The organism is Tolypothrix campylonemoides VB511288_2 (assembly GCF_045999855.1).
Taxonomy (GTDB): Bacteria; Cyanobacteriota; Cyanobacteriia; order Cyanobacteriales; family Nostocaceae; genus Scytonema; species Scytonema bouteillei_A.
Window position 1 is genome coordinate 21,545 of sequence record NZ_JBFPMW010000005.1, and the last position, 23,009, is coordinate 44,553.

Below are 23,009 nucleotides of genomic sequence, written 5' to 3' on the forward strand. Positions count from 1 at the left end.
CACCTGTCTTGCGGGACAAACGATGTTTGGTGAGAGGAGTATAAGAGTGCAAATTGTTAAAGAGTATGTGCAGCGTTGGTACGAGAGTGGACTCGATCCAGACGAGTTTATTTGTCATCAAAAGCAGGGGAATTTGGTAGAAATTACAGAAGTAGCAACTGGTGAACGTCGGACAGTTCTCAGTTTCTGCAGTAATGACATTTTAGGGCTCGTTCAAGAAGAGGCAGTCAAGCAAGCTGCTATTGATTCTATTCTTAAGTACGGTACATCTAACAGTTCTTGCTCGGTTTTAAGCGGTCGTATCGATTTACACCAGCAGCTAGAGGATGAAATTTCAGCTTTTAAAGATTTGCCTCACACGCAGTTGTTTTTAAATGCTTGGATGGCAATGCAAGCTTTTATGGATGCCTTCTGTCACTTGGCGATTCCAGTACCGGGATTCCAGAATACTAGAGAAACTATCATTTTCACGGACGTCCTCAATCACGGCTGTATTGTCTCAGCAGTCGTCAATGCAGGAACTCGTTCCGGTAAGGTCTTTGGTCACAGTCCTCGCGTCCGAGTCAAAGCTTACCGCCACTGTGATATGGAGGACTTAGCTCGGAAAATGTATCGCCACGTTCGCCCCAACGATCGCATTGTAGTTGTTTCTGATGCAGTCTTTTCTATGGATGGCGATATTGCTCCCCTGCTAGACACCATCGAAGTCATGCGTAAGTATGAAGGTAGCGTTCTCCTTATGGATGAAGCTCACGCGAGCGGTGCTCTAGGTCCTACAGGAAGAGGAATATACGAACACTTTGGGATTTCGCCATCTTACGCAATTGAGCGAGGCGTTATACCTTTAATTATGACCACGTTCTCGAAATTCGCTGCCTCAGCAGGCGCAGCCATCAGCACTCACGTATCAGAGTTAAAACCCCTGTTAAATGTCTCCCCAACCTCAATTGGAACAATTTCGCTATCGCCACCACTTGCAGCTGCAGCACTAGAAAGCATTCGCCAAGTACGGCAATTTCCAGAACGAGTGAAAAAGCTACAGGAAAATACCCGCTACTTGCGATCGCGCCTGATAGAGCAAGGCTTTATGGCAATTGGCGAAACTAATGTTGTGCCAGTTATTTTACCACCAGATATTAATCCCAAAATTTTTGGTAGACAAATCATGAAAAATCATGGTGTTTGGGTATCTCCCATTTGGTTTGTTGCTAAACCCCGAATTCGCATTACTGTGAATGCCCTCCATACTCAAGAAGATATGGATCTTTTAGTATCAAGCATGGTAGCCACTCGTAACCTATTGTATCAACCAACAATTAGTGCTTAGAAGATGTTTTAAAAAACTTGGGCGAACAAAATTCGCAATTACAAAAACGAAATCCGCCTACGCGGACTAACAGAAAGTTAGAAATTTTGAACCCGCGCAGGCGGGTTTTGCCTGTATAACAGCGAATCTCATTCGTTAGGAAGAGGCATATAGAATTCGTCAGTTAGAGACTATAGTCCACCATTTGAAGGATGAATTGCTACCCAGTAGTTGATAACCTAAACGAGAGGCAATAAATAACAAACAACTAAGAATATGGCATCCCCTACACCATTAAAAGGCACTGAACTAGTAGATTGTGCAAGAGCGAATGCCAAGCAGGGAATTGAAACGGCTGCTTACCAGTGTGGCTATGGAGATGACCTTAACACCTTCGCACGAGAGTTACGGATAGCGTGTGAGGATATGAATTTGCAAGTTAAGGAACTCTCAGATTTAATTACCGATCAAGATCTGGTCTTAAATATAGGTACTGGGGAAACTGTTGCCCCAAATACACCATCGGAACTCTAAGAGTGGTAAGTGGTTAGTAGATTATATATAGTTAGCAGTGAGCGGGTTTTTCAATCCACTCACTTTTAACTATTTATCAGTCATTAGGTTTGCTGACCAGTTAAGCTTTGTATCAGGTTATTCCAGTGAATATAGACAAGCCAGAGATAGATAGATTTACGCAACGCGTACAAGGAATGCACGTGCGGCTCATAAACTTGTATCAAAGTATTAACAATACACCTATAGGGCCAGATATACTGCCACAGGCACTGGTTGAACTTGGTCGTGCTTCAGAAATGGTGAAAATAGCGACACAAGAATTACACCAACAGAACGAACAACTCATAGAAACACATAATTTACTTGAAGCGGAACGCCAACGCTACCAAAATTTATTTGAGTTAGCTCCAGATGCTTATTTAGTGACAGATATCCCAGGCATTATTCAAGAAGCAAATCGTGCTGCAAGTCAACTCCTGAACGTTCCCCAACAGCGTTTGGTAGGGAAACCAATTGTTAACTATATAGCATTACCAGATCGAGCGACTTTTCGCAGCTTTTTGCTTCAAGTTAACGAATGCGATGGAGCCACCAAGTCAACACTATGCTGGCAGAAAAGTAACGGAAAGGTTTTTGATGCAGCTATGACAGTAGGTGTTGTTTGTAATGAAATAGGTATGCCGATCGCACTGCGTTGGTTGCTACGGGATATCACCGAGCAACGAAATTTACAAGCAGTAAAAGTCTCTGAGGATAACTTTGACTTGACTCAAGGACGAGAGAGATATAAGTATTCTAAAGGAGAGACTATTCCTCTCAACTCAAGCACAATTTGGTGCGTACATCAAGGTTTGATTAAGCTAAGCACGTTATGTGATACAGGTGAAGAAGTGCTAGTTGGCTTAGCAGGGCAAGGCATGATTTTTGGTTCAAGTTTAACTGCACTACACACCTATCAAGCAATCGCTTTATCTGATGTAGAATTGGTATCAATTGACTTAGCTGAAATCGCTACTTCGTCAAAAATTAGCAAAACAATAATTTCAAAAATCAATCAACGCCTGCGACAAACAGAATCGTTTTTGGTAATTAGTGGTAGGCGAAAAGTTCAAGACCGCTTTCATTATTTGTTACAATTATTAAAACAAGAAATTGGTCAATCAGTTGCTGAAGGAACTCGCTTAAACGTTCGGTTGACTCATCAAGATCTTGCTGGCGCTTGTTGTACAACTAGAGTCACGATGACAAGACTTTTAAGGAAATTACAACAACAAGGTAAAGTGAATTTTGACTCGAAGCATCACATTATTATTAGGGAGTAGAAAGTAGGGAGACAAGGAAGAAGAAACTATACAGAACCTACACTAAGCATATAATTTAATCCAAAATATACAATCAAGAAAACTGTTTTACCCAAGCCAATAATCGTTTTGTATTTGGTGTCAAACTATTAGAGAGGTAGTATGTATCTGCTGCTTTTTTAATAGCTTCAGATTGGGTTGGATAAGGATAAATGACTTGATTTAATTGACTTAAAGTTATCTTGTTAACAATAGCTATGGTGAGTTGAGAAATCATCTCGCCTGCATGACGAGCAACAATGGTCGCACCGAGAATGCGATCGCTCTTTTTTGGATGAAGAATTTTGATAAATCCTTCTTCTTCACCATCAGTTACCGCTCGATCGACATCATTAAAAGGAATTTTAATCGTCGCGACATCAATGCCCATTTCCTGGGCTTCTCGTTCGTACATTCCCACATGGGCAATTTCAGGATCGGTGTAAGTGACCCAAGGCATAACGAGATTGCTGAGTTTTTGACGCCCCAAGCCAAAAGGAGAAAAGAGTGCATTTCTAATGACTATTCGTGCGGCTGCATCAGCTGCGTGAGTAAATTTCCAGTTCATGCATATATCACCTGCTGCATAAATTTTGGGATTTGTGGTTTGAAGATAATCATTGACCTTCACACCTTGACGGGGATCGTATTCTACGCCAATGGCATCTAAATTCAATCCTTCCACATTTGGAATTCGTCCCGTACCGACTAAAATGTCATCAACTGAGAGAACATCTGTTTTGTTATTGCGACTGAAGTAAAGCGTTTTTCCTTCTTTAGTTTTTTCAACTTGCTGTATTTTTCCCCCCAATACCAAACGAATTCCTTCTTTAGCAAACACCTTTTGAATAATCTCAGCAGCATCAGTATCTTCTTTATTAAGGATATGAGTTCCTTGGTGGAAGAGTGTGACTTCACAATCAAAACGGCGAAAAGCTTGTGCTAATTCACACCCAATGGGACCAGCACCAATCACTGCTAAACGTTGGGGTTTCTGGATCAGAGAAAAAACAGTTTCATTGGTTAGGTATCCTGCTTCTTCAATTCCTGCAATGGAGGGTTGTGCGGCTCTCGCGCCTGTAGCAATGACGGCTTTTCTAAAGCGAAGAGTTTTGTCTCCAACCTCTACACTATCATCGCTGACAAATCGCGCACTACCTAGGAAGACATCCACACCCATTTTTTGGAAACGTTCAGCTGAATCATGAGGGCTAATTTTTGCCCTGACGCGTCGCATCCTTTCCATAACAGTGGAAAAGTCTACATCTACATATTTGGGCGCATTAATGCCAAATTTTTTTGCATTCCACATTTCTCCTACCACACGGGATGACCGAATGATAGATTTGGATGGTACGCAGCCAAAATTTAAACAGTCTCCTCCCATGAGGTGCTTTTCTACTAAGGCAACTTTTAATCCAACATTTAAAAGTGCTGCACCTCCGGCTACGACTAATCCTGCTGTACCCGCACCAATGACAACTAAGTCGTAACAATTGGCAGGTTGGGGATTGACCCAAGTGGGTGGATGCACGTAGGATACCAATGTCTGGTTATACTCGTCCATTGGGCGAAGTGAGACTCTCTGGAATTCTGACATTGGCGATCGCTCCTTGATTCAAAAATGCAAAGTTAACTACTTGAGTTTTGCTTTTGCACTGGCAAAATAAGAATTCTTCCTTCAGGAATAGCAATTTTTTTGCCAGTCAGAAAATGGTTTATGCTACCTGACTAAAATATATACGAGCGTTCTTTGGAGAATAACTTATGGAAGCAACGGAGGTTCATAGCTCAAAAAGCCTTAGAAAACTGGAAGCACATTTACGTACCTCGGTAGGAAAAGCCATTCGTGACTACAACATGATTGAGGATGGCGATCGCGTCATGGTATGCGTATCAGGTGGTAAAGATTCATACACAATGCTAGACCTGCTGCTCACTCTCCAGCGTAAAGCTCCAGTGAAATTTGATATTCTTGCTGTTAACTTAGACCAGAAGCAACCAGGATTTCCAGAACACTTGCTGCCAGAGTATTTAGAATCTCTAGGAGTAGCTTACAGGATAGTAGAAGAAGATACTTACAGTATTGTAAAACGTGTTATCCCTGAGGGGAAGACCACGTGCAGTTTATGTTCCCGCCTGCGACGAGCCATTCTCTATAGAGTTGCAAGTGAAGAAGGCGCGACTAAAGTCGCTTTGGGACACCATCGGGATGATCTTTTGGAAACTTTATTTCTGAATATGTTTTATGCAGGAAAACTCAAAGCAATGCCACCAAAACTTTTGAGTGATGACGGGCAACATATAGTTATCCGACCTTTAGCTTACTGCGCTGAGTCTGATATTGAGCAGTACGCGAACTTCAAAAAGTTTCCAATTGTTCCATGCAGCCTTTGTGGTTCCCAGGAGAATTTGCAAAGAGCGCAAATCAAACAGATGCTACGAGCTTGGGAAAAATCCCACCCAGGAAGAGTTGAGAGTTTGTTCTCTAGCCTTCAAAATATTTGCCCATCCCATCTAGCCGATACTCAGTTGTTTGACTTTGCCAGTTTAAGCCCTCAGCAAAGCGATGCATCAGAAGTGTAAGTAACTTAGTAGTATTGTAAATATGGGAATAGAGTACACTTTCTGGAACTTTAGGATGAAGCGTCAGGTAAAGGGTTGGTTAAAATTCATTGTTGGCGTACTGCTTCTTCTGTTGCTGACAGGGTGCTGGTTACTCTTAGATATTTCTCCTGTAATTGCACAGGAAAATACTGTTAACTATACGCTTGCCGATCTACGATATCAAGACTTTTCTAAGAAAAATTTAGAAGGAACATCTCTTGCAGGAGCAAATATGCAGGAGACAAAGTTCCGAGGTACAAATCTGAGAGGAACTATTATGACTAAGGGGTCATGTCTGAAAGCAGATTTGGAAGGAGCCGATCTCTCAGGAACTTTTGCCGATCGCGTTATCTTTAATGAAGCCAATTTAACGAACGCCATTTTTACCGATGCAATTCTAACAAGCAGTCGCTTCAACGGTGCAAAAATTACAGGAGCTGATTTTTCTGGTGCAATTCTAGACACTTACGAAGCAAAGTTGATGTGCGAACGAGCTGATGGGGTTAATCCCGTCACGTCTGTAGCAACTCGTGATAGTTTGGGATGTCGATAATTGCTAATGGCTAATGGCTAATGGCTAATGGCTAATGGTATTAACAATCAACAACTGACTACTAACAACTCATTCATGACTGCACTCTATTCAGATAATGCGGAAGTGCTTCTTCTCGATATTGAGGGGACAACAACTCCGGTTGATTATGTTTTCGGAGTCTTATTTCCGTTTGCACGCGATCGCGTGACTGATTTTCTCTCAACCTATCAGCAAGTGACTGCGGTTCAAACTGATTTGCAATTGTTGAGAAAAGAGTATGAACAGGAGCTCGCACAGGGGGTGTCAGTACCTCATTGGCAAGAAACGGAGGTTACAGGGGCTGTTCCTTACATTCATTATCTGATTTCTATCGACCGTAAATCAACAGGTTTGAAATCTTTACAGGGTAAGATTTGGGAGCGGGGGTATCGAGATGGAACGCTGCGATCGCAAATATTTCCAGATGTTAAGCCTGCTTTTCAACGTTGGATAAGTGCTGGCAAACATTTGTATATTTTCTCCTCTGGTAGTGTTCAAGCACAACAACTTCTCTTTCGGTACACCGAAGAGGGAGACCTAACGGGTTTTATTAGCGGTTACTTTGATACTCAAACTGGCTCCAAGCGAGAAGTTCAGAGCTACGCTAAGATAGCATCTGCCATTGGAAAGATACCAGAAAAAATTCTTTTTATTTCAGATGTCACTGCTGAGTTAAAAGCATCTCAAGCAGCCGGAATGCAAACGCTGTTTTCTATCAGAACCGGGAATCACTCATTTGAAGCAGAAGGCTTCCCCGCGATTCAGAGTTTTGATGAAGTTTAAGTTGAATTATAACTTACAATGCTGCATTAAAAACCTGTTGTGCAGTAAGGTTCAGTTCGGGAAAGGTAGGAGACACAATCGGGCTATCCCCCGTAAATTTAGTTATTTGGTATTCATCTCCTACAAGCTGACACACTGACACCGTAGGTTGTTTTGGATCGCCAATGAATCGCTTACCTCCCAATGCAGCATAATCCGCAATCCAGTATTCGGGGATAGCCATTTCTTCGTAGTCCCTTAACTTATCGTAATAATCATCGCGCCAATTTGTACTTACGACTTCAACAATTAAAGGAACCGATGCACTAGAGCATACAGTTGATTGCTTTTTCCACAAAGGTTCATTGATGAGATTGTCATGGTTGAGCAATAAAATATCTGGGGAATAACTTGTCTCGTTATTGGGAGTTTTGACAAGTGCAGTTTTTGGAATGCGGTAAGGCAATTGAAGACGCGAATACTCTAAGGTAAGTTTTTGGACTAAAAATCCAATGACATTTTCGTGGTCGCCCGTTGGAGGTGGCATCTCTACAATAACTCCTTTGTGCAGTTCATAACGCCCTCCATCATTGGGGTACCACTCAATAAATTCTTCATAAGTAACTAGCTTGGGTATGGCTTGGGTCATAAACAGTCTGCTCTAAATTTCGCTATGCTTTCATAAGGTTTTTAACTCGCATCAGTTAACCTTGCAAAGACTGCCTGTACTTCCTCTTGACTAGCAAAATCTCTCGCATCAGCTTCTGCAACACCTTTGTGAATTTCTTCTAGTTGCCATTGGAGGAGTTTTGGAGACAGGTTAAGTGCTTTGTCAATTGCATCGCTTCTATCGCGCTCTATTGCTACAGCCGCATCTAACTTAGCTCTTTCGTTGCTATCAAAGCGAAATGTCTCATTATCTTTGCTCATTCATTGCTATTCGTTTTTTCTCAAGATAAGACCAAAATAACATATGAGTCTCAATTCATTTAATTTTTTGGGGTGTAATGGTGTATGGCAATTGGCAGTAAGCTGTTTATTTATGGCGTTTTTCACGATCTACTATGGCAACTATTAACGATAACTACCTCAAGTTAAAAGCAGGTTACTTGTTTCCCGAAATTGCACGCCGGGTTAATGCCTTTGCAGAAGCCAATCCTGATGCTAAGGTGATTCGATTGGGTATTGGTGACGTGACGGAACCTTTGCCCGAAGCTTGCCGTACAGCTATGATTAAAGCTGTGGAAGAAATGGGCGATCGCTCTACCTTTAGAGGTTACGGACCAGAGCAAGGTTATGCTTGGTTGCGGGAGAAAATTGCTGCTAAGGATTTCCAAGCACGGGGATGCGAGGTTGATGCTGGTGAAATTTTTATCTCCGATGGTTCTAAGTGCGATAACGGCAACATTCTGGATATCTTGGGCAATGACAATGTAATTGCAGTGACTGACCCCGTATATCCTGTATATGTGGATACTAATGTTATGGCAGGGCATACTGGTCCAGCCAACGATAAGGGTGAGTTTGAGGGCTTAGTTTATTTACCAATTACTGCTGAAAACAATTTCACTGCAGCGATTCCGTCACAAAAAGTCGATTTAATTTACCTTTGCTTCCCCAACAACCCCACAGGAGCAACCGCTACCAAAGAACATCTTCAGGCATGGGTAGACTATGCTAAAGCACATGGGTCTATCATTTTCTTTGATGCTGCATACGAATCGTTCATTACAGATCCAGAAATTCCGCACTCCATCTATGAGATTGAAGGAGCAAGAGACTGTGCGATCGAATTTCGCTCTTTCTCCAAAAATGCAGGCTTTACCGGGACGCGTTGTGCGCTGACTGTCGTACCAAAAACACTTACGGCAAAAGCAGGCGATGGTTCCGATGTAGAACTGTGGAAGTTGTGGAATCGCCGCCAGTCCACCAAGTTCAATGGAGTCTCTTACATCGTACAACGTGGAGCTGAAGCAGTTTACTCAGAAGAAGGTCAGGCGCAAACAAAACAGCTCGTCAGCTTCTACATGGAGAATGCCAGAATTATTCGCGAGAAACTGAGCCAAGCTGGGTTAACAGTTTATGGTGGTGTGAATGCGCCCTACGTTTGGGTGAAAACGCCCAATGGTATATCTAGTTGGGACTTTTTCGATAAATTGCTGCACAATTGTAACGTTGTAGGTACACCTGGTTCTGGTTTTGGTGCGGCTGGCGAAGGTTATTTCCGCATTTCCGCTTTCAACAGTCGGGAGAATGTTGAGGAAGCAATGAAGCGAATTACTGAGAAGTTTAAGGTGTAAGCGAAGGTTTTTCAGTAACAGCCCTTGCTGCTTTAGTTAAACTGAATTAATAGTTTGTGGTGGGCATTGCCCACCAGCTTAATCGATTACAAAAGAGATACAGTTGAAAGATTTTTCAGGAGTAACTTTTAAGTTAGATAATGGTTTGGAAACTATAGAATTATATCCAGAATATTTAAGTCATGGTGAATTAAAAAGATTAAGCATTTATATGTGGATGAAGTATCACAATATAAAAGATTCTATTATTTTGATGGATGAAATTGAAATTGCACTTCACCCAGATTGGCAGTATAAAATAGTTTCATATCTCGAACAATGGTCATCAAGTAATCAATACATTCTTGCAATTCATTCATATGAGCTATGCCAAGCTTTGACACCTGCTCATGTTAAGGAATTAGAACCAAAACTTCTCAAAGAATTGGCATCAAAAGCAATATGAGTCTTAAGTCAGAACAACTTATAAAACATTGTGAAATAATTATTGGTTCTCGTAGAATTAAAAATAAAATTGTTGTGTAGTTTATTAAAATTAGAAAAATGGGTAATTTGTTGGATAAAAATTAAATTGCGATCGCAATGCAGCTAAACCTAAAGATAAGGCGTAATTGCCAATATTGTTATCACTCCTTGCCCCAGACCGTAGTACCAAAACACTTGAAACGCGACTGATGTTTTATTTTCTGCTTGGTAGTGGATGAAGTGCTTCCGTATAAGTTATCCTTAGACTTCCATGGGGTCCGGTCTACCAATTCCCAGTTCTTGAAGTTTGGTTTTCACGTCTTGCCACTCAGTACCACAGTAATAGTATTTTTTCTCCAAAATATTTGCTATATAAAAGCCTTGTTTTGCACCGTTTATACGTCGCAGTTCTGCTGCAATTTTCTCCATAGAGGTATCAAAGATGGCAAACAAGTCTTCCATCTCTAGGTCAGGGGCATTAAAAAAATTAACAAACGGCTTTCCTTCTCTAAAAGCCCATACCTTATTACGACGCTCAACAATTTGATAATAAATTGGACGAATGATGGTATCAGTTTCTAACATAATGATATATCCTAAAAGTATCGAAGTATGGAAGCCCCTAGGGGTAAGCTAGGGGCCGATCGTGTCAACTAGTTATCTTTTTGAGAATTGTCTTGCGGTTCATCCGCAATGTCATCTAACTCTGTGTTGACATCTTCTGAATCAACAAGGTATCTCTCGCCAGTGATTTTATCTTCTTTCATCCACCGATTAAGGACAAGACGGATAAAAATTTTAACTGGGTTCCAAAAACCTTGATGACCGTTCCCGTTTTTATTCAATCAATCACCTCCTTATTATTATTCAGTAACTGGGGACTAAGTATCCCCAGATTTATTTTAAACCTCTTTGACATCATAAATTTAACTACTAATAGCAGTATCAGGCAACAGAATAATTCATAATTCGTTATTCGTCATGAACAATTCCAGGTCTTTACAGAGTTTTTATGTATCGCAATGAAAGTGAAATGGTATGACTATACAGCTTGCTTGTAATAATTTGTAATACATTTGTAGTTTTTTGTTTCATAGTTAGCTATGGTGCAAACAATGAAAGTTTTACTTTCTGAAATTAGTTAAAAGAGAAACCCTACAGTATGCTACCTCTAATGTTTTTGAAATCCGAAATTATGATGCACAAAGTAGGGTGGGCATTGCCCAGCATATAAAGCTTTATGTGTGCGGCTTCGCCCTACCTACTTGTAGTTCATAAATCAAATAGAATTGTCATAGAATTAAAATATTAATACCAAAATATGGATAGTAGAGAGAAACGTGCTGTTATAGCTCAAGAAACACTTGAAATTATTAAACGCGGGCATTATCAAAATTTATTGGGAGAAACTATTAATATTAAAGAAGCTTGTTTGGCTGCAAAAACTAGCTCTATTCATTATTCGGAAACAATGTTTAAGAAGGTATTTGCCCAACGGGACAACATCTTAAAGACAAAAAAGTCGTTGAATGCAATCAGTTTTACAGTCAGTAATGAAACAACTCTTCATGCTGCAAGTCGCTTAGTGAATGATGAAGGGATAGAAAAAGTATTGTGCTTGAATTTTGCTTCAGCTAAAAATCCAGGGGGTGGATTTCTCAATGGGAGTCAAGCACAAGAGGAGAGCTTAGCTAGGGCTACAGCGCTTTATCCTTGTATTGCTCAAATGACTCAGATGTACGACACTAACAGAAATTTAGGTTCATCTCTTTATACAGATGACATGATTTATTCTCCAGGAGTCCCGGTTATTAGAGATGATAATGACGAGCTATTAAATCAACCCTTTCTCGTATCAATTCTAACTGTACCAGCAGTGAATGCAGGAGCCGTTAGACAAAAAGGAAAACGCTCTGAGATCGCTTCTATTGAAAGCACGATGCTTGCTCGTACAGAGAAATTGTTGTCAGTGGCTGCAATTCATGACTATAAGGTGCTTGTATTGGGAGCATGGGGATGTGGTGTTTTTAAAAATAATCCTCAAAATGTTGCTGAATATTTTTATCACCATTTAGTGGAAAATCCCAATCTTAATGGGTTCTTTGAGAAAGTTGTATTCGCAGTGTTAGATAAATCAAAAGATGAATATATCATTACACCATTTCACACAACTTTTAAAACGACTCGTTTGGACTCTTAATTTTTTCGCTCTCTCTAAATTCCCCTTAAAAAGGGGGGAATTTTCACAGTCCCCCTTTTTAAGGCTATGGTGGTGTACACAAGTCTTTTAAAGTGCATTAAAAGCGGTTTCGATCCCCCCTAACCCCCCTTAAAAAGGGGGGAATTAGAATCAACTTTCCCTGTTGTCCGGATGTTTTATATCTTGTCTAGAGATCTGTACACCACTGTATCTTGGAAAGGGGAGCTAGGGGGATTATCGATCGTCAACATTTGGAGAAACAGTAGAAGACGCGTGAAAACCCGTCCTAGTCAAAAACAGACCAAGTTAGTATAATGTATCGTGCAATCAATTTAACTATCCCAGGATTTGCCTGTGTTGCCTGTCATTGAGTAAAAGTCCAGTTTTGGACTGAGAAACTCCTATCAACCTACTTTGCTATGAGTTCGTACTGCACTTGTTGTACGAACCTAATTTGTATTTCGCTCTCAATGACAGATTGGAAAAGGAATTTTCAATGGAATTCAAGCCACTTTTTACAGGTAAGTTGCTTCGCCTTGCTGCACCCAGACCTGATGACAACATGCATTTTGCGAAATGGTCTGAAAATGATGAATATTTGCGAGTCGCAGACAACGATCCAGCAAGACCAATAACTCCTGAAGATTGGACGCAGTTTGAAGCGAGTGTTCTTAACTCACCTAATAGCTTTCACTTCCGCCTGCGAACTTTGGCTGATGATACTTTAATTGGAGGTGTTGGTTTATTTCAGGTACAGTGGACGCACCAAGTTGCTTCGTTGGGGATTGCTATTGGTGACTCAGCTTACTGGGGGAAAGGTTATGGTACGGATGCTCTCAAGCTTATTCTTGGGTATGCTTTCCGTGAATTAAACCTTTACCGAGTTAGCTCGAGTACGATCGGCTATAACGTTCGTTCTATTAAAGCCCACGAAAAGGTGGGGTTCTGTCAGGAAGGCAGACAGCGCAGCGCCATTAAGCGTGAAGGTCAACGTTTTGATGTGATTCATTTTGGTATTTTGCGCTCGGAATGGGAGGCTTTACAAAGTCAGTAACTCACGGGAAAAACCCTGTTTTTCATACCCTGTTATGCTGCTGGTAGTTCACCACACTCGCTATCATGGGTGAAACGATTTTTCCTGTGTTGTTCCAGTGTCTCTGGTACAGAATGCAAAGTGCCAAACTCTACCTCGTGAATCACGAGGTAGAGCCTGACTTAGGGCTTTCCCAGGCTCCGCCTGGGAAAGAGATGACACAGCCCTCAAAATCAATATGGCAGACCACTAATAGTTACTGCTTGGGACCAAACTCAAATACAGCGCTGCGAGTAAAATCAATACGCTGTTCAAAATCTAAGCTTTTGATGCTGTTTGTGAAGTCTTGGGTGTTGGAGGGCAGTTTATAGTCAGAGGGTACTGAAATTACGGTACCGTCTTCCATAGCTCGTCCCAATCGGAGCCACAAATCTAACTTAGCGCTAGAGCTTAAAGCTTTGTAAGAACGGCTGATATCGCTGTTAGCACCTGCAACAATATCTCGTTGTGCTTGAAGTTGCTGTTCTTTGGGCAGCGCACGGATGGTATCGTAGAAAGCAGCAGCAGTATCTTGTGCAGAAGTCTGGTTTGCTGGTGTTAATTTATCTTTGATATCCAAGTAGCCAAACCACAGGATCGCTAGCTGAGTATCTGTGTCAAAGCTGCGAAACTGCTGTACAAGCTGCTTGGTTTTTGGATCTGCGGTGAAAGTCATAGCGATCTCCAATTGCTTTACAAAATGAGTTGTTCTCAGTGTTTTTCAGGTGATTTCGTATCGCCTTCTTTACAATATTTAATAAACTCATCGCCAGAGATTAACCCTGCTTGCGACAGAAATGGTATTTGTAGCGATCGCAGCTGGAGACAGATGTAGAGAATACGTTATCTCAGTAGGTCGTTATACATACAGTTAACTATTGCGGTTTGTAATTGGTCAGTTGGGTACGTTTATTTGCACGCCGCATTCAATGGGAAAATTTGTCAGAAAATTTGATTGCGACCTCTCTTAAAAAGGATGTAGGGGCGCAAGGTGTTGCGCCCCTAGAAAGAGTTTCGGGTAACGAGTAATAAATTTCTGGAGATGTCTATTTTTCAGCCATTTCTGGGAATTATAAGCATGTCCTTAGCAGAATCTATGTTCGGGGTGTATCTGCCTTTTTCAAGCCAACAATTGTTACCTTTAGCTAAATCCAAAAGAAGCGCCACGTCTGACACCAAGTGAAGCGTGGGTAGTTCGCGTGCTTGTGCATTTAGAGATTGGAAGCAGGGAGATAGAGCCAAGCTATTTTTAAGAGGCTGCAAGCTCCCCGACTTTTTTCAGAAGTTGGGGAGATCGACTTAATCTCTTTATGCAGCGATATCTACAAGTTGAATATCAAAGACTAGGTCTTTTCCAGCTAATGGATGGTTGGCGTCTAATGTCACGTCTTCGGTTGAAAGATCGGTAACGATCGCAGGAATAAATTGTCCGGGGGCTTGCTGAATTTGCAACTGCTGACCTACTTCGAGATCGAAGTCTGGAGGTAACTGATTGCGATCGACTGTGACTACCAATTCTGGTTGATGCGGACCGTAAGCGCGATCGGATGAAATTTCTGCAGTTCTGGTTTCGCCTACACTCATACCTACAACCGCTTCTTCAAATCCAGGAATGATTTCTCCATCACCGATTGTGAACTGCAAAGGGTCACTATTGGTAGAGGTATCAAAGATTGTACCGTCGGATAATTTGCCCTCGTAGTGAACCACTACAGTATCACCATATTTTGCTTGTGCCATTATAATTCTCCTGACATTTTTATATAGCAAGCGTTTAGCGAATTGGTCAGATACGATCTTAGCGACCGATCGCTCATTTGACACACTCGCAAACCACATTGCACTGTCAGGATAAGATACAACGGCAGCCAAGAAAAAAATTGTTATGGTTTCTCAAGATTGGTTTGCTTGATGATTTGAGCGATTGCATCCACTAGGGTTTCTGGGTCAATTGGTTTGGGAATATGCAATTGAAATCCTACAGCCAATGCTTTTTGCCGATCGATCTCCCCCGCATAAGCCGTCAGTGCGATCGCCGGAACTTGTCCCCCTTGTTTTGGTGGTAATGCTCTTACCTGACGCAAGAAAGTATATCCGTCCATGCGAGGCATTCCAACATCAGCAATCAGGAGATCGGGCTGAGTTTGATAGAGTAATTGCAATGCTTCTTCAGCAGAAGACACAGAAGTTACAATAGCACCAGACTGTTCCAAAATAAAGGTAATTAACTCCAAATTGTCTGCATCATCATCCACAACAAGTACCTGGATACCTTGCAAAGCCAGTACGTCTTGCATAAACGCCCCCACGGATTTATTGAAGTTGGAGTCGGCATAAAGGAGGAAGCCTCACTGTGAAAGTTGCTCCCTATACCTCTCCCGATCTGTCAGCTTTGATGGTTCTCCCAAGCATTTCAACAATGTGGCATACGACCGCCAGTTCTAGCCCCATACCCCCAAAGGACGTTGTTGTGATACTACCATCACCTTGGCCGAAGTAATCGAAGACGTATGGCAAAAAGTCAGGCTTGATACTAAAGCCTGTGTCTTTAATTTAAATTTTAGATTGAGACCTAAAACAGACTTGAGTCAAATATTGACTAGAACGCCTGTAGGGTAAAGTTTACTGTCTAACAGTGAATCAGTAAATAGGAATCCGATTTTATTTTTGAAATCTACGCAGGTAGGGGCTAAAGCTTACCACATAAAGCTTTTGATAGGCAGTAGCCTGTTTCCTGCTGAAAGTTTTGGATAAGAATTTTTATCCAGTATCAGTGCAGTGAGGAATCACCAAACCACGAGCATAAGAGTTTGAGCCTTCTGTGCTGGGTGCTTCTTACTGCTGCCTTGATGGACTCGTGTTATCCCGAAGAAATCCGATGCCAGCTTTTCTTTCAATATAATCCGCTAAGTTGATAAAATCATCACGCGGATAAGATTTGCCTCCAATTAAGTCAAATGCCAATCGGCTAGAAGGGGTTTCTGGATTTTCAAGAATATGTATTCCCCAGTAGTAGAGTTGGTCGCTAGCACGGATACAAGCATCTTCTGGATCTATACAGTGAAACTTATCATCCCTTTGACTAATTTCTGTATAAGTATTAAAATAAACGTCTTTTAAAAGATTAAGTTGCTTGGATGTGGGTTTTCTAAAGTTATTAACTACTACAAATAAATGACCTTTTTTATTAATTTGACGTATTTCTACAACAGTATCTCGAATAACTTTACCATGCTTATTTAAGCCAAGTGGATTTAAGGTAGTTGGAATAATGCAATAATGAAACTTTTCTATTAACTCCTTGGGATTTCGTTCCAAAGCTGGAGAGCAATCACAAATGACAATTCTGCTATCACGAGCAGCATCTTCATGCCAATCTCTGCCATCAAAGACTTCAATTGTGGTGCCAACGCCTCTTGGATTGGGAACAAAAATTCCATCACCTACTAATTTTTGCAAATTTTGTTCTGGATCTAAATCAACAAGTGCAACATTAAATCCTTGTAGAGCAAAGGCTCCTGCCAAATGACCTGCTATAGTTGTCTTACCAACCCCACCCTTACAAGTAAAGATCCCAAAGTAAACTTTATCCTGTTGGCGATCGCCTTTGTCCTCATTATTTTCCTTCTGTGGTGCAATCCCATCAATTCCAACAATTCTAGTTTCCCGAGCAATTCCACAACGGATTTTACTATCCTTGCCCCAGGATCTAATTAATGCCATTGCAGGACCGCTATAACCTTTTGTGGTTATAAACAAACCAAAATTAAACTTTTTGCCTTCATGAGAATCCAGAAATTCGGAAAATTTTAATAACTGTGGCGCTGCTACGTTATTTCTCAGCCATTTTAGTTGTACAGCAACAACTAAATTTCCTTTTTTGACTATTAGATCGCAACCAGTATGATTTTTTTGGACAGGTTCCACGACCCAACCTGCCCCATGGAGAAGTTTTGCGACGTGCTGTTCAAAATGTCGGTAGTCTTGAGTGTAAGCTGTCTCCATAGGTAATTGTAACTGAAAGGGTTTGGGGGACGAGGAGAACAAGGAGGATAAGGAAAAATCACCTACGCCCAACGACCGATGACCCTTTCCCCCCACACAATGCTCCTATTGTTTCCGGCGTCGATTGAGAATTTCCCAAGTTCCTCCTCCAACAATACCGTCAGCTTCTAAACCATAACGTTTTTGTAAAGAGACAACAGCTGCTTCTGTTGCGGGACCAAAATCACCATCGATAGCACTTTCTTCAAGGTAACCGAGTCTTTGCAGTCGTCGTTGTAAGCGAGTGACTTCAGAACCACGCATCCCCGGTCGTAAAATTGGTAACCCATCTGAGGTGTACTGAAGAGAAGCAGTTTGCTGAGTTTTTTTAGATGACTCAGAACTTGTCGTTTGTTGAGTGCGAGTTGTTTGTCGAGCAGACGATCCCGCCCGTGTGGATTGTTGGCTTCTATTTGCTGGTCGAGAAGTGCTAGATGGGTTAGAACGAGTTGATGATGTTTGTCTGGTAGAAGGTCTATCGGAAGTACTTGTTGCGACTCCTGTTCCTGCTGGTCTTGGTTCGGGTTTTAAATTACTGGCTCTATTGGGAGTTATTGTCGGTCTGGATTCTGGTTTTAAATTACCAGTGCGATTCGCGATCGGTGCTGTTCTTGGCTCGCTACTCGGAACAACAACTGCACTGTTATTATCTCTTAAAGTTTGGGATGGAGTCGGGAAGGTATCGGAATTAGAAGATGCAGGAGTGAGTGCGATCGCATCACTTGGAAAAAGTCGTTGCCAAGTGTTGGTATCAACAACACCATTGGGACTTAAGCCTGCAGCTTCCTGAAATCGAGAAACTGCGATCGCAGTACTTTCGCTATAAACCCCATCCACCGTACCAGCATAAAAGCCCAAAAGTTTTAAAGCTGCTTGCAGTTCTGAGACAGGGTCTCCTTGGCTACCAACTTTAAGGTTGGGACGGTTCACTCCCACTCTCGGTGATGCTTGAGCAATTGTTTGTGTTGGTGCGGCAAATGATACTGTCGGAGAAAAACCAAAGAGGAGAGGTGCAGAAAGACACAGGAGTAGTTCTATCCCCCATGTAGATTTTGACCTTTGCTTTTGCTGGATTCTACAATCATTTACGGGAAGACTAGGGAACCCTAAGTCGGTTAAGATACTTACCTTGATGCTGTTTGTCATGAACATTGCCCCTGGGATATCTCATTGGTGATATGCTTATCGGACACTAGTGTAGAATGCAACTGGTTAAGTAATTTTATACCATTTTGGATTGTAGATTGGGGATAAGATAAGCCCTACGCAATTGCACCATAAACCGCATCTTGTTGACCGACAAGAGATACAAAAGGTTCCCGTAAATATCGCTCGGCTGTTTCCATCGCATCTAAAGCACTGACAGAAGCAATTGTTTGCTGAAATTCCCAGTCGAAATCAACTCCCAGACCCAAAATTTCATACCAGCCATAAATTTGAGCAATTTGGGCATTGGTTTGTTTACCCAAAGCGTACTGTCCCAATATCTTGTTCTTAGCTGATTGAAGTGATTCTTCCTCTAATTCGTTTGAGGAAAGTAAATCCACTTCTTTTCGCAAACCAGTGAGAGCTATTTTCGTGTTTTCTGGTGCCGTTCCCATGTACGCCACAAATGATGCAGGAAAAATCCTGGTAGGGTAGAATGCTGATACTTCGTAAGCTAAACCTCGCTTTTCTCTCAGTTCAACAAACAAGCGACTGGAAAGACCATTTCCCAAGTAAGTACACAGCAATTTCAAGACTCCATAGTCAACAGAATTCACTGATGGTCCCAAGTAACCCAGCATCACAATCGATTGTTGTGTTTGCTGGGGTGTAATTGTAATTTGGGGCTTCACTTCAAGTTCCGGTAAATAAAGCACTGGTTGTGGCTGGTGAGTTGGAACTCGCCAATCCCCAAAAACTTTTTCTATAAGAGCCACTGCGTCATTTGCACTGATGTGCCCCGCAATGCTAATAACGATGTTATCTGGACGAAAATGCGTTTGATGGTACTGCTCTAAATCCCTACGATTCAAGCTGCTCATTGTTGTTTCATCTCCCAATGGCGATCTTGCATAGGGATGGTCTGCGTACATCGCACTTCTCAACTGGTCAAAAGCAATTGTAAATGGCTGCTCTTGCTGCGAACGAATATCCTGTAAAGCAATACGCTGTTCTAGTTCCACTTCCATTTGTGGAAATGTCGGTTGGCGAAGAATTTGTCCCGCTAATGCCAGAATCTCTGCAAAATCTGAAGTAACTGTTTTTAAAGAGACTAGAAAGTAATCAGATGTCGTATCTGCACTCAGACTTGCTCCCACAGATTCTACTTTTTCTGCGATTTCCAAACTGGAGAGTCCATCACATCCTTTAGTTAGAACAGAAGCAAGCAAATGCGTCAAGCCGGCTTGCTCTTTTGTTTCGTAGCAACTACCAGCACGAATAAAAATTCTGGCTGCTACAATATCTGCAACTGGATTTTCTGCTACCAAAACCACAATGCCATTACTTAACACGGTGCGATGGATAGACGTTTTTTGCAGCGAAGTTGTCATTTGGTTGGTGGTTGGTGGTTGGTGGTTGGTGGTTGGTGGTTGGTGGTTAACAACTAACCACTAACCACTATCTACTAACAAATAACCTTAACAAGGTTTTAGTACCGTAACTGCGTAATGGTTTGGAGAAAGGTATTCTCGTGCTAATTGTTGCAGTTCCTGAGTGCTATAAGATTTTATCTGGTGGGGATAGGTCACAGCTAATTCTGCTTGGGCGATCGTGTTGTAGTAACCATAAAGCCCTGCAAGTTGATTGGGTGCTTCTGTAGAAAAGGCGTAGTCGTTACACAACAACCTCTGACCTCGGATAAGTTCTTGCTCGCTCATCCCGTTGGTTTGAAGATCGTTTAAGTGCAAGCGAATTAAGGATTCCACTCGTTCTAAATTTTCTGGCTCCAACCAAGCCGTAATGGTAAATAAACTCGCATCCCGTTGTAAGGAAAAATGACTGCAAATACCTTGTACCAACTGCTGCTCTTCTCGCAAGTCGCGAACAAGTCGTGAAGTTCTACCTTCTGCTAAGAGTACCGAGAGTAAATCTAAACCATAAGAGGTCCGCAGTCGATCGACACCAGGTCCCGTCCACCCCATTAATAATCGTGCTTGCTCCAATCGTGGCAGATGCAATTCTTGCCGACGAACTCCAGCTAGAATTGGTTCTACAACTTCTTTTGGGCTTTTGGGACACTCACAACAGCGATCGGCGAAATCAACAAAAGTATTGTTGACTATTTCTATGGCTTGTTCGGTGGCTATTCCTCCCACAATGACCACTGTCATATTTTCTGGTTGGTAGTGATTGCGGTGAAAACAGCGCACAATTTCTGGTGAGGTTTGCATCAATTCTTCCTCGCCACCCAACACAGAACGTCCGTAGGGATGTTGTTGGTAAATACTAGAAATGAGAGACTGGAACCCTATCCAGTCTGGATCGTCGTAAGATTGACGAATTTCTTCAAAAACCACATCTCGTTCGCGAACAAATTCATCCTCTGGTATTGCTGCATTCAGCAGCAACTCTCCTAAATAAGGTAAGGTCTCTTTGAGGTATCCAGAAGCTGTGGTGAGGGAGTAATGAGCGTAATCATGGCTTGTTGCTGCATTAGTCACCCCTCCTTGGTTTTCAATCTTTTGGTCGAATACCCCTGGAGGTAGCGTTGCAGTTCCCTTAAAAATCAAGTGTTCCAAAAAGTGAGCCATCCCAAATAATGGTTCTGGCTCAACGTTAGCACCAGCACGTACCCAAATATCTGCGACTACTACAGGGGTAGTAGGAATTTCTTGATGAATCAAAGTTAAACTATTGTCTAGTTTGAAGACCGAAGCTGAAAACACGGTATCTATGAGTTTTAACAATTTCTTACAGCTTTAACCTTAATTTAACCCAGTTCTTGCGATTTTAACAAAGTTGGTGGTTGTTGGTTGTTAGTTGTTAGTCATCATTCAGTAAAATATATTACTAAAGATTGTCTTGTGTACGGTTTAAATGCCTTACACCTCTACTAACGACTTACCACTAACACTTAAACAATTAAAAGCTCCTAAGTCTCATCTGACTTTAGGAGCTTGTAATTTTGTGTCACCGCGACGCCGTTTTACCTAAGTTTATGACCTGGATAAACCAGGTGGGTACCGAGTTCTCTCGTTTAAAGTTTCCGGGTGCTTCGCCCGGTCTACTGCCACGAGAATTCCTTGATTCCCTTATTTTTTAAGGCATAGATCAAAAAACTTTATGGCAGTCACCAACGTCACAGTGCAACAAAACCATTATAGCTTTTAAAAAAATATTGTGTATTCTTCCCTGGATAATTTTTGGCAGGCTTACTTTGAATACCAGATGGATTCTACATTACGGGCGATCTCCATTGTGCGATCGCGGTTTTGCGAATCCAGCAAAACGGTTACGTGTCCGAGTTTGCGTCCCGGACGGGATTCATTCTTGCCATACCAGTGGACGTATGCTTGGGGGATTTGCTCTATTTGCTGGCGTTTGTCTGTATAGTCGCTTTGAGAATTTTCATATCCCAAGAGATTAACCATAACAGCACTGGGGCAAATCATTGCCGTGTTCCCTAGAGGGAGATCGCAAACTGCTCTTAAGTGCTGCTCAAATTGGGACGTTTTACAAGCATCCAGAGAAAAATGCCCGGAATTGTGAGTCCGGGGTGCTAATTCATTAACCAGTACTTTGCCATCCGCCCTAAGGAATAATTCAATTCCAAAAACTCCCACAGCTTGCAAGCTGTTAAGCAAAGTACGAGCAATATCCTCTATTTCCAAAGCAACTCGTTCTGGAATATCAGCCGGTGCAATGACTCGACGGCAAACCTGTTCTTCCTGCTGGGTTTCCACCACTGGGTAAGTCATAACCTCACCATTGGTAGAACGTGCGGCGATGACTGCGAGTTCTCGCTCAAAAGGAACGTATTCTTCTAATAAATAACCAGAAACATTTTTTGAAGCTGAATTCAGTTTTCGGTCTAGCTCGGATGGTTCTTTAACAATGAAAGTTCCCTGACCGTCATAACCGTGACGGCGAGCTTTCAAAACGACTGGAAAACCCAGCTGTGTGTTAGAGACTAAGTCTGCGCTTCTCCCAACCTCTTCCTCTTGTTGGGGAATATTAACAAACTTCGGAACGGGTAAACCCAATTCTCGTAAATAACAGCGTTGGTGATATTTATCTAAAAGAGGGCTTAAAGCTTCCAATCTGGGACGAAAACAAACTCCTTGCTCGGCTAGTTTTAATAAAGCATCTATGTTAACAAACTCATTCTCAAAAGTAATGACATCAGACTTTTGAGCGAGTATTGCTGTAGCGTTAGCATCATCAACTGGAGCAAAAATAACCTCTTTAGCCACGGATACTGCAGGATCGTTTGCGCCAGGAGTTTGAATCAGTAATTCCACTCCTAACTCTCTGGCGGCACTTCCCATCATCCATGCTAATTGTCCGCCCCCGATTATACCAACACGTTTGATCGACATCCTACAAAATTACCGAGATCGCATCTTTTTACTTAACCCCTATTAAGTTTACACGATTTGACATAGTGTTTGTTAAACAAGCGTTGCTATTAGAGCTATTCACAATCTGTGGTATCTCCGTTGTTGTTTACAAGTCATTATAGGTATCTCCGGAGTCAATAATTCAGTAGCGATCGCCTTGGGCGCTTTCGCACCATCTCACCTTCAAAATGTTCTTTTAAAAGCATTTGGGCTAGAGTTAAATCCACGCGTCAGAAAATTTCATAAGTAAAAATAGAAATTTATCTATCAATTAAGA

General features: G+C 41.8%; 24 protein-coding genes and 1 other RNA gene. 10 read left to right on the forward strand and 15 right to left on the reverse strand.

Features of this window, described 5'->3' with window-relative positions:
• The first annotated feature begins 46 nt into the window (after positions 1-46).
• From AB0756_RS16520 to AB0756_RS16530, 3 genes are all read left to right on the forward strand, one after another.
• The gene (locus AB0756_RS16520; protein ID WP_038081329.1) at positions 47-1,327 is read left to right on the forward strand and encodes an aminotransferase class I/II-fold pyridoxal phosphate-dependent enzyme; all 1,281 of its coding nucleotides are present in this window, start codon (positions 47-49) and stop codon (positions 1,325-1,327) included.
• Between the two features lie 255 nt (positions 1,328-1,582).
• Positions 1,583-1,840: a hypothetical protein gene (locus AB0756_RS16525; RefSeq protein ID WP_038081319.1), complete on the forward strand. Its 258-nt coding sequence runs from the start codon at positions 1,583-1,585 to the stop codon at positions 1,838-1,840.
• Between the two features lie 125 nt (positions 1,841-1,965).
• Positions 1,966-3,144 carry a PAS domain S-box protein gene (locus AB0756_RS16530; protein WP_038081330.1) on the forward strand — a complete coding sequence of 393 codons (1,179 nt, stop codon included), beginning with the start codon at positions 1,966-1,968 and terminating at the stop codon, positions 3,142-3,144.
• Between the two features lie 73 nt (positions 3,145-3,217).
• Here the strand turns inward: AB0756_RS16530 and AB0756_RS16535 are convergent, their stop codons facing one another.
• The gene (locus AB0756_RS16535) at positions 3,218-4,762 is read right to left on the reverse strand and encodes a mercuric reductase (protein WP_038081320.1); all 1,545 of its coding nucleotides are present in this window, start codon (positions 4,760-4,762) and stop codon (positions 3,218-3,220) included.
• Between the two features lie 167 nt (positions 4,763-4,929).
• On the opposite strand from AB0756_RS16535, the gene ttcA reads away from it, so the two are divergent.
• The 3 genes from ttcA to mtnC are packed head-to-tail and all read left to right on the forward strand — an operon-like array spanning position 4,930 to position 7,126.
• On the forward strand, positions 4,930-5,748 hold the full coding sequence (gene ttcA / locus AB0756_RS16540; protein ID WP_038081322.1) for a tRNA 2-thiocytidine(32) synthetase TtcA: 819 nt from the start codon (positions 4,930-4,932) through the stop codon (positions 5,746-5,748).
• 55 nt (positions 5,749-5,803) lie between these two features.
• Positions 5,804-6,322, forward strand: coding sequence for a pentapeptide repeat-containing protein (locus tag AB0756_RS16545; RefSeq protein WP_038081332.1), 519 nt, complete (start codon positions 5,804-5,806; stop codon positions 6,320-6,322).
• A 27-nt stretch (positions 6,323-6,349) separates the two neighbouring features.
• Complete coding sequence (gene mtnC, locus AB0756_RS16550) at positions 6,350-7,126, forward strand: acireductone synthase (protein WP_237265906.1); 777 nt, start codon at positions 6,350-6,352, stop codon at positions 7,124-7,126.
• A gap of 13 nt (positions 7,127-7,139) precedes the next feature.
• On the opposite strand, the gene AB0756_RS16555 is transcribed toward mtnC, so the two are convergent.
• Positions 7,140-7,754 (reverse strand): Uma2 family endonuclease, encoded by a 615-nt coding sequence (locus AB0756_RS16555; protein WP_038086086.1) that lies wholly within the window; start codon positions 7,752-7,754, stop codon positions 7,140-7,142.
• A 41-nt stretch (positions 7,755-7,795) separates the two neighbouring features.
• Positions 7,796-8,035 carry a CopG family ribbon-helix-helix protein gene (locus tag AB0756_RS16560; protein WP_038086088.1) on the reverse strand — a complete coding sequence of 80 codons (240 nt, stop codon included), beginning with the start codon at positions 8,033-8,035 and terminating at the stop codon, positions 7,796-7,798.
• A gap of 134 nt (positions 8,036-8,169) precedes the next feature.
• Between AB0756_RS16560 and AB0756_RS16565 the strand changes: the two genes are divergently transcribed.
• Positions 8,170-9,405 (forward strand): LL-diaminopimelate aminotransferase, encoded by a 1,236-nt coding sequence (locus AB0756_RS16565; RefSeq protein WP_038086090.1) that lies wholly within the window; start codon positions 8,170-8,172, stop codon positions 9,403-9,405.
• Between the two features lie 103 nt (positions 9,406-9,508).
• Complete coding sequence (locus tag AB0756_RS16570; RefSeq protein WP_038086091.1) at positions 9,509-9,850, forward strand: AAA family ATPase; 342 nt, start codon at positions 9,509-9,511, stop codon at positions 9,848-9,850.
• A gap of 281 nt (positions 9,851-10,131) precedes the next feature.
• Here AB0756_RS16570 and AB0756_RS16575 read toward each other — a convergent pair whose 3' ends face one another.
• Together AB0756_RS16575 and AB0756_RS16580 are read right to left on the reverse strand one after the other, a co-directional pair.
• The gene (locus AB0756_RS16575; protein WP_038086093.1) at positions 10,132-10,455 is read right to left on the reverse strand and encodes a hypothetical protein; all 324 of its coding nucleotides are present in this window, start codon (positions 10,453-10,455) and stop codon (positions 10,132-10,134) included.
• 68 nt (positions 10,456-10,523) lie between these two features.
• On the reverse strand, positions 10,524-10,715 hold the full coding sequence (locus AB0756_RS16580) for a hypothetical protein (RefSeq protein WP_038086096.1): 192 nt from the start codon (positions 10,713-10,715) through the stop codon (positions 10,524-10,526).
• 476 nt (positions 10,716-11,191) lie between these two features.
• Here AB0756_RS16580 and AB0756_RS16585 point away from each other — a divergent pair, with 476 nt between their 5' ends.
• Positions 11,192-12,070, forward strand: coding sequence for a TIGR02452 family protein (locus AB0756_RS16585; RefSeq protein WP_167844715.1), 879 nt, complete (start codon positions 11,192-11,194; stop codon positions 12,068-12,070).
• A gap of 496 nt (positions 12,071-12,566) precedes the next feature.
• Positions 12,567-13,124, forward strand: coding sequence for a GNAT family N-acetyltransferase (locus tag AB0756_RS16590; RefSeq protein WP_038086098.1), 558 nt, complete (start codon positions 12,567-12,569; stop codon positions 13,122-13,124).
• A gap of 235 nt (positions 13,125-13,359) precedes the next feature.
• Here AB0756_RS16590 and AB0756_RS16595 read toward each other — a convergent pair whose 3' ends face one another.
• The 10 genes from AB0756_RS16595 to AB0756_RS16640 all read right to left on the reverse strand — a co-directional run bounded on the left by AB0756_RS16595 (position 13,360) and on the right by AB0756_RS16640 (position 22,705).
• Complete coding sequence (locus tag AB0756_RS16595) at positions 13,360-13,818, reverse strand: orange carotenoid protein N-terminal domain-containing protein (RefSeq protein ID WP_038086100.1); 459 nt, start codon at positions 13,816-13,818, stop codon at positions 13,360-13,362.
• Positions 13,819-14,450: 632 nt separating this feature from the next.
• Positions 14,451-14,882, reverse strand: a complete 432-nt coding sequence (locus tag AB0756_RS16600; protein ID WP_038086102.1) for an FKBP-type peptidyl-prolyl cis-trans isomerase — start codon at positions 14,880-14,882, stop codon at positions 14,451-14,453.
• 143 nt (positions 14,883-15,025) lie between these two features.
• A complete protein-coding gene (locus tag AB0756_RS16605) occupies positions 15,026-15,439 on the reverse strand; it encodes a response regulator (RefSeq protein WP_038086104.1) in 414 nt (137 codons plus the stop codon).
• 70 nt (positions 15,440-15,509) lie between these two features.
• Positions 15,510-15,659 carry an ATP-binding protein gene (locus tag AB0756_RS16610; protein WP_408019934.1) on the reverse strand — a complete coding sequence of 50 codons (150 nt, stop codon included), beginning with the start codon at positions 15,657-15,659 and terminating at the stop codon, positions 15,510-15,512.
• Positions 15,660-15,977: 318 nt separating this feature from the next.
• Positions 15,978-17,147, reverse strand: coding sequence for a nucleotide-binding protein (locus AB0756_RS16615; RefSeq protein ID WP_038086106.1), 1,170 nt, complete (start codon positions 17,145-17,147; stop codon positions 15,978-15,980).
• Between the two features lie 105 nt (positions 17,148-17,252).
• Entirely contained in the window at positions 17,253-18,332 is a 1,080-nt protein-coding gene (locus AB0756_RS16620; protein WP_050045978.1) for a peptidoglycan-binding domain-containing protein, read from the reverse strand.
• 116 nt (positions 18,333-18,448) lie between these two features.
• Complete coding sequence (locus AB0756_RS16625; protein WP_038086107.1) at positions 18,449-19,723, reverse strand: M16 family metallopeptidase; 1,275 nt, start codon at positions 19,721-19,723, stop codon at positions 18,449-18,451.
• Positions 19,724-19,810: 87 nt separating this feature from the next.
• Positions 19,811-21,058, reverse strand: a complete 1,248-nt coding sequence (locus tag AB0756_RS16630) for a M16 family metallopeptidase (RefSeq protein ID WP_038086109.1) — start codon at positions 21,056-21,058, stop codon at positions 19,811-19,813.
• Between the two features lie 240 nt (positions 21,059-21,298).
• Positions 21,299-21,483, reverse strand: a non-coding RNA gene (ssrS, locus tag AB0756_RS16635) — 6S RNA.
• A gap of 61 nt (positions 21,484-21,544) precedes the next feature.
• A complete protein-coding gene (locus AB0756_RS16640) occupies positions 21,545-22,705 on the reverse strand; it encodes a 5-(carboxyamino)imidazole ribonucleotide synthase (RefSeq protein WP_038086141.1) in 1,161 nt (386 codons plus the stop codon).
• Between the last annotated feature and the right edge of the window lie 304 nt (positions 22,706-23,009).

Bases quoted from the DNA above. Each gene is read 5' to 3' on its own strand.
- AB0756_RS16525 (WP_038081319.1), top strand. From the start codon at position 1,583: ATGGCATCCCCTACACCATTAAAAGGCACTGAACTAGTAGATTGTGCA.
- AB0756_RS16535 (WP_038081320.1), bottom strand. From the start codon at position 4,762: ATGTCAGAATTCCAGAGAGTCTCACTTCGCCCAATGGACGAGTATAAC.
- ttcA (WP_038081322.1), top strand. From the start codon at position 4,930: ATGGAAGCAACGGAGGTTCATAGCTCAAAAAGCCTTAGAAAACTGGAA.
- AB0756_RS16545 (WP_038081332.1), top strand. From the start codon at position 5,804: ATGAAGCGTCAGGTAAAGGGTTGGTTAAAATTCATTGTTGGCGTACTG.
- mtnC (WP_237265906.1), top strand. From the start codon at position 6,350: ATGGCTAATGGTATTAACAATCAACAACTGACTACTAACAACTCATTC.
- AB0756_RS16555 (WP_038086086.1), bottom strand. From the start codon at position 7,754: ATGACCCAAGCCATACCCAAGCTAGTTACTTATGAAGAATTTATTGAG.
- AB0756_RS16560 (WP_038086088.1), bottom strand. From the start codon at position 8,035: ATGAGCAAAGATAATGAGACATTTCGCTTTGATAGCAACGAAAGAGCT.
- AB0756_RS16565 (WP_038086090.1), top strand. From the start codon at position 8,170: ATGGCAACTATTAACGATAACTACCTCAAGTTAAAAGCAGGTTACTTG.
- AB0756_RS16575 (WP_038086093.1), bottom strand. From the start codon at position 10,455: ATGTTAGAAACTGATACCATCATTCGTCCAATTTATTATCAAATTGTT.
- AB0756_RS16585 (WP_167844715.1), top strand. From the start codon at position 11,192: ATGGATAGTAGAGAGAAACGTGCTGTTATAGCTCAAGAAACACTTGAA.
- AB0756_RS16590 (WP_038086098.1), top strand. From the start codon at position 12,567: ATGGAATTCAAGCCACTTTTTACAGGTAAGTTGCTTCGCCTTGCTGCA.
- AB0756_RS16595 (WP_038086100.1), bottom strand. From the start codon at position 13,818: ATGACTTTCACCGCAGATCCAAAAACCAAGCAGCTTGTACAGCAGTTT.
- AB0756_RS16600 (WP_038086102.1), bottom strand. From the start codon at position 14,882: ATGGCACAAGCAAAATATGGTGATACTGTAGTGGTTCACTACGAGGGC.
- AB0756_RS16605 (WP_038086104.1), bottom strand. From the start codon at position 15,439: ATGCAAGACGTACTGGCTTTGCAAGGTATCCAGGTACTTGTTGTGGAT.
- AB0756_RS16615 (WP_038086106.1), bottom strand. From the start codon at position 17,147: ATGGAGACAGCTTACACTCAAGACTACCGACATTTTGAACAGCACGTC.
- AB0756_RS16620 (WP_050045978.1), bottom strand. From the start codon at position 18,332: ATGACAAACAGCATCAAGGTAAGTATCTTAACCGACTTAGGGTTCCCT.
- AB0756_RS16625 (WP_038086107.1), bottom strand. From the start codon at position 19,723: ATGACAACTTCGCTGCAAAAAACGTCTATCCATCGCACCGTGTTAAGT.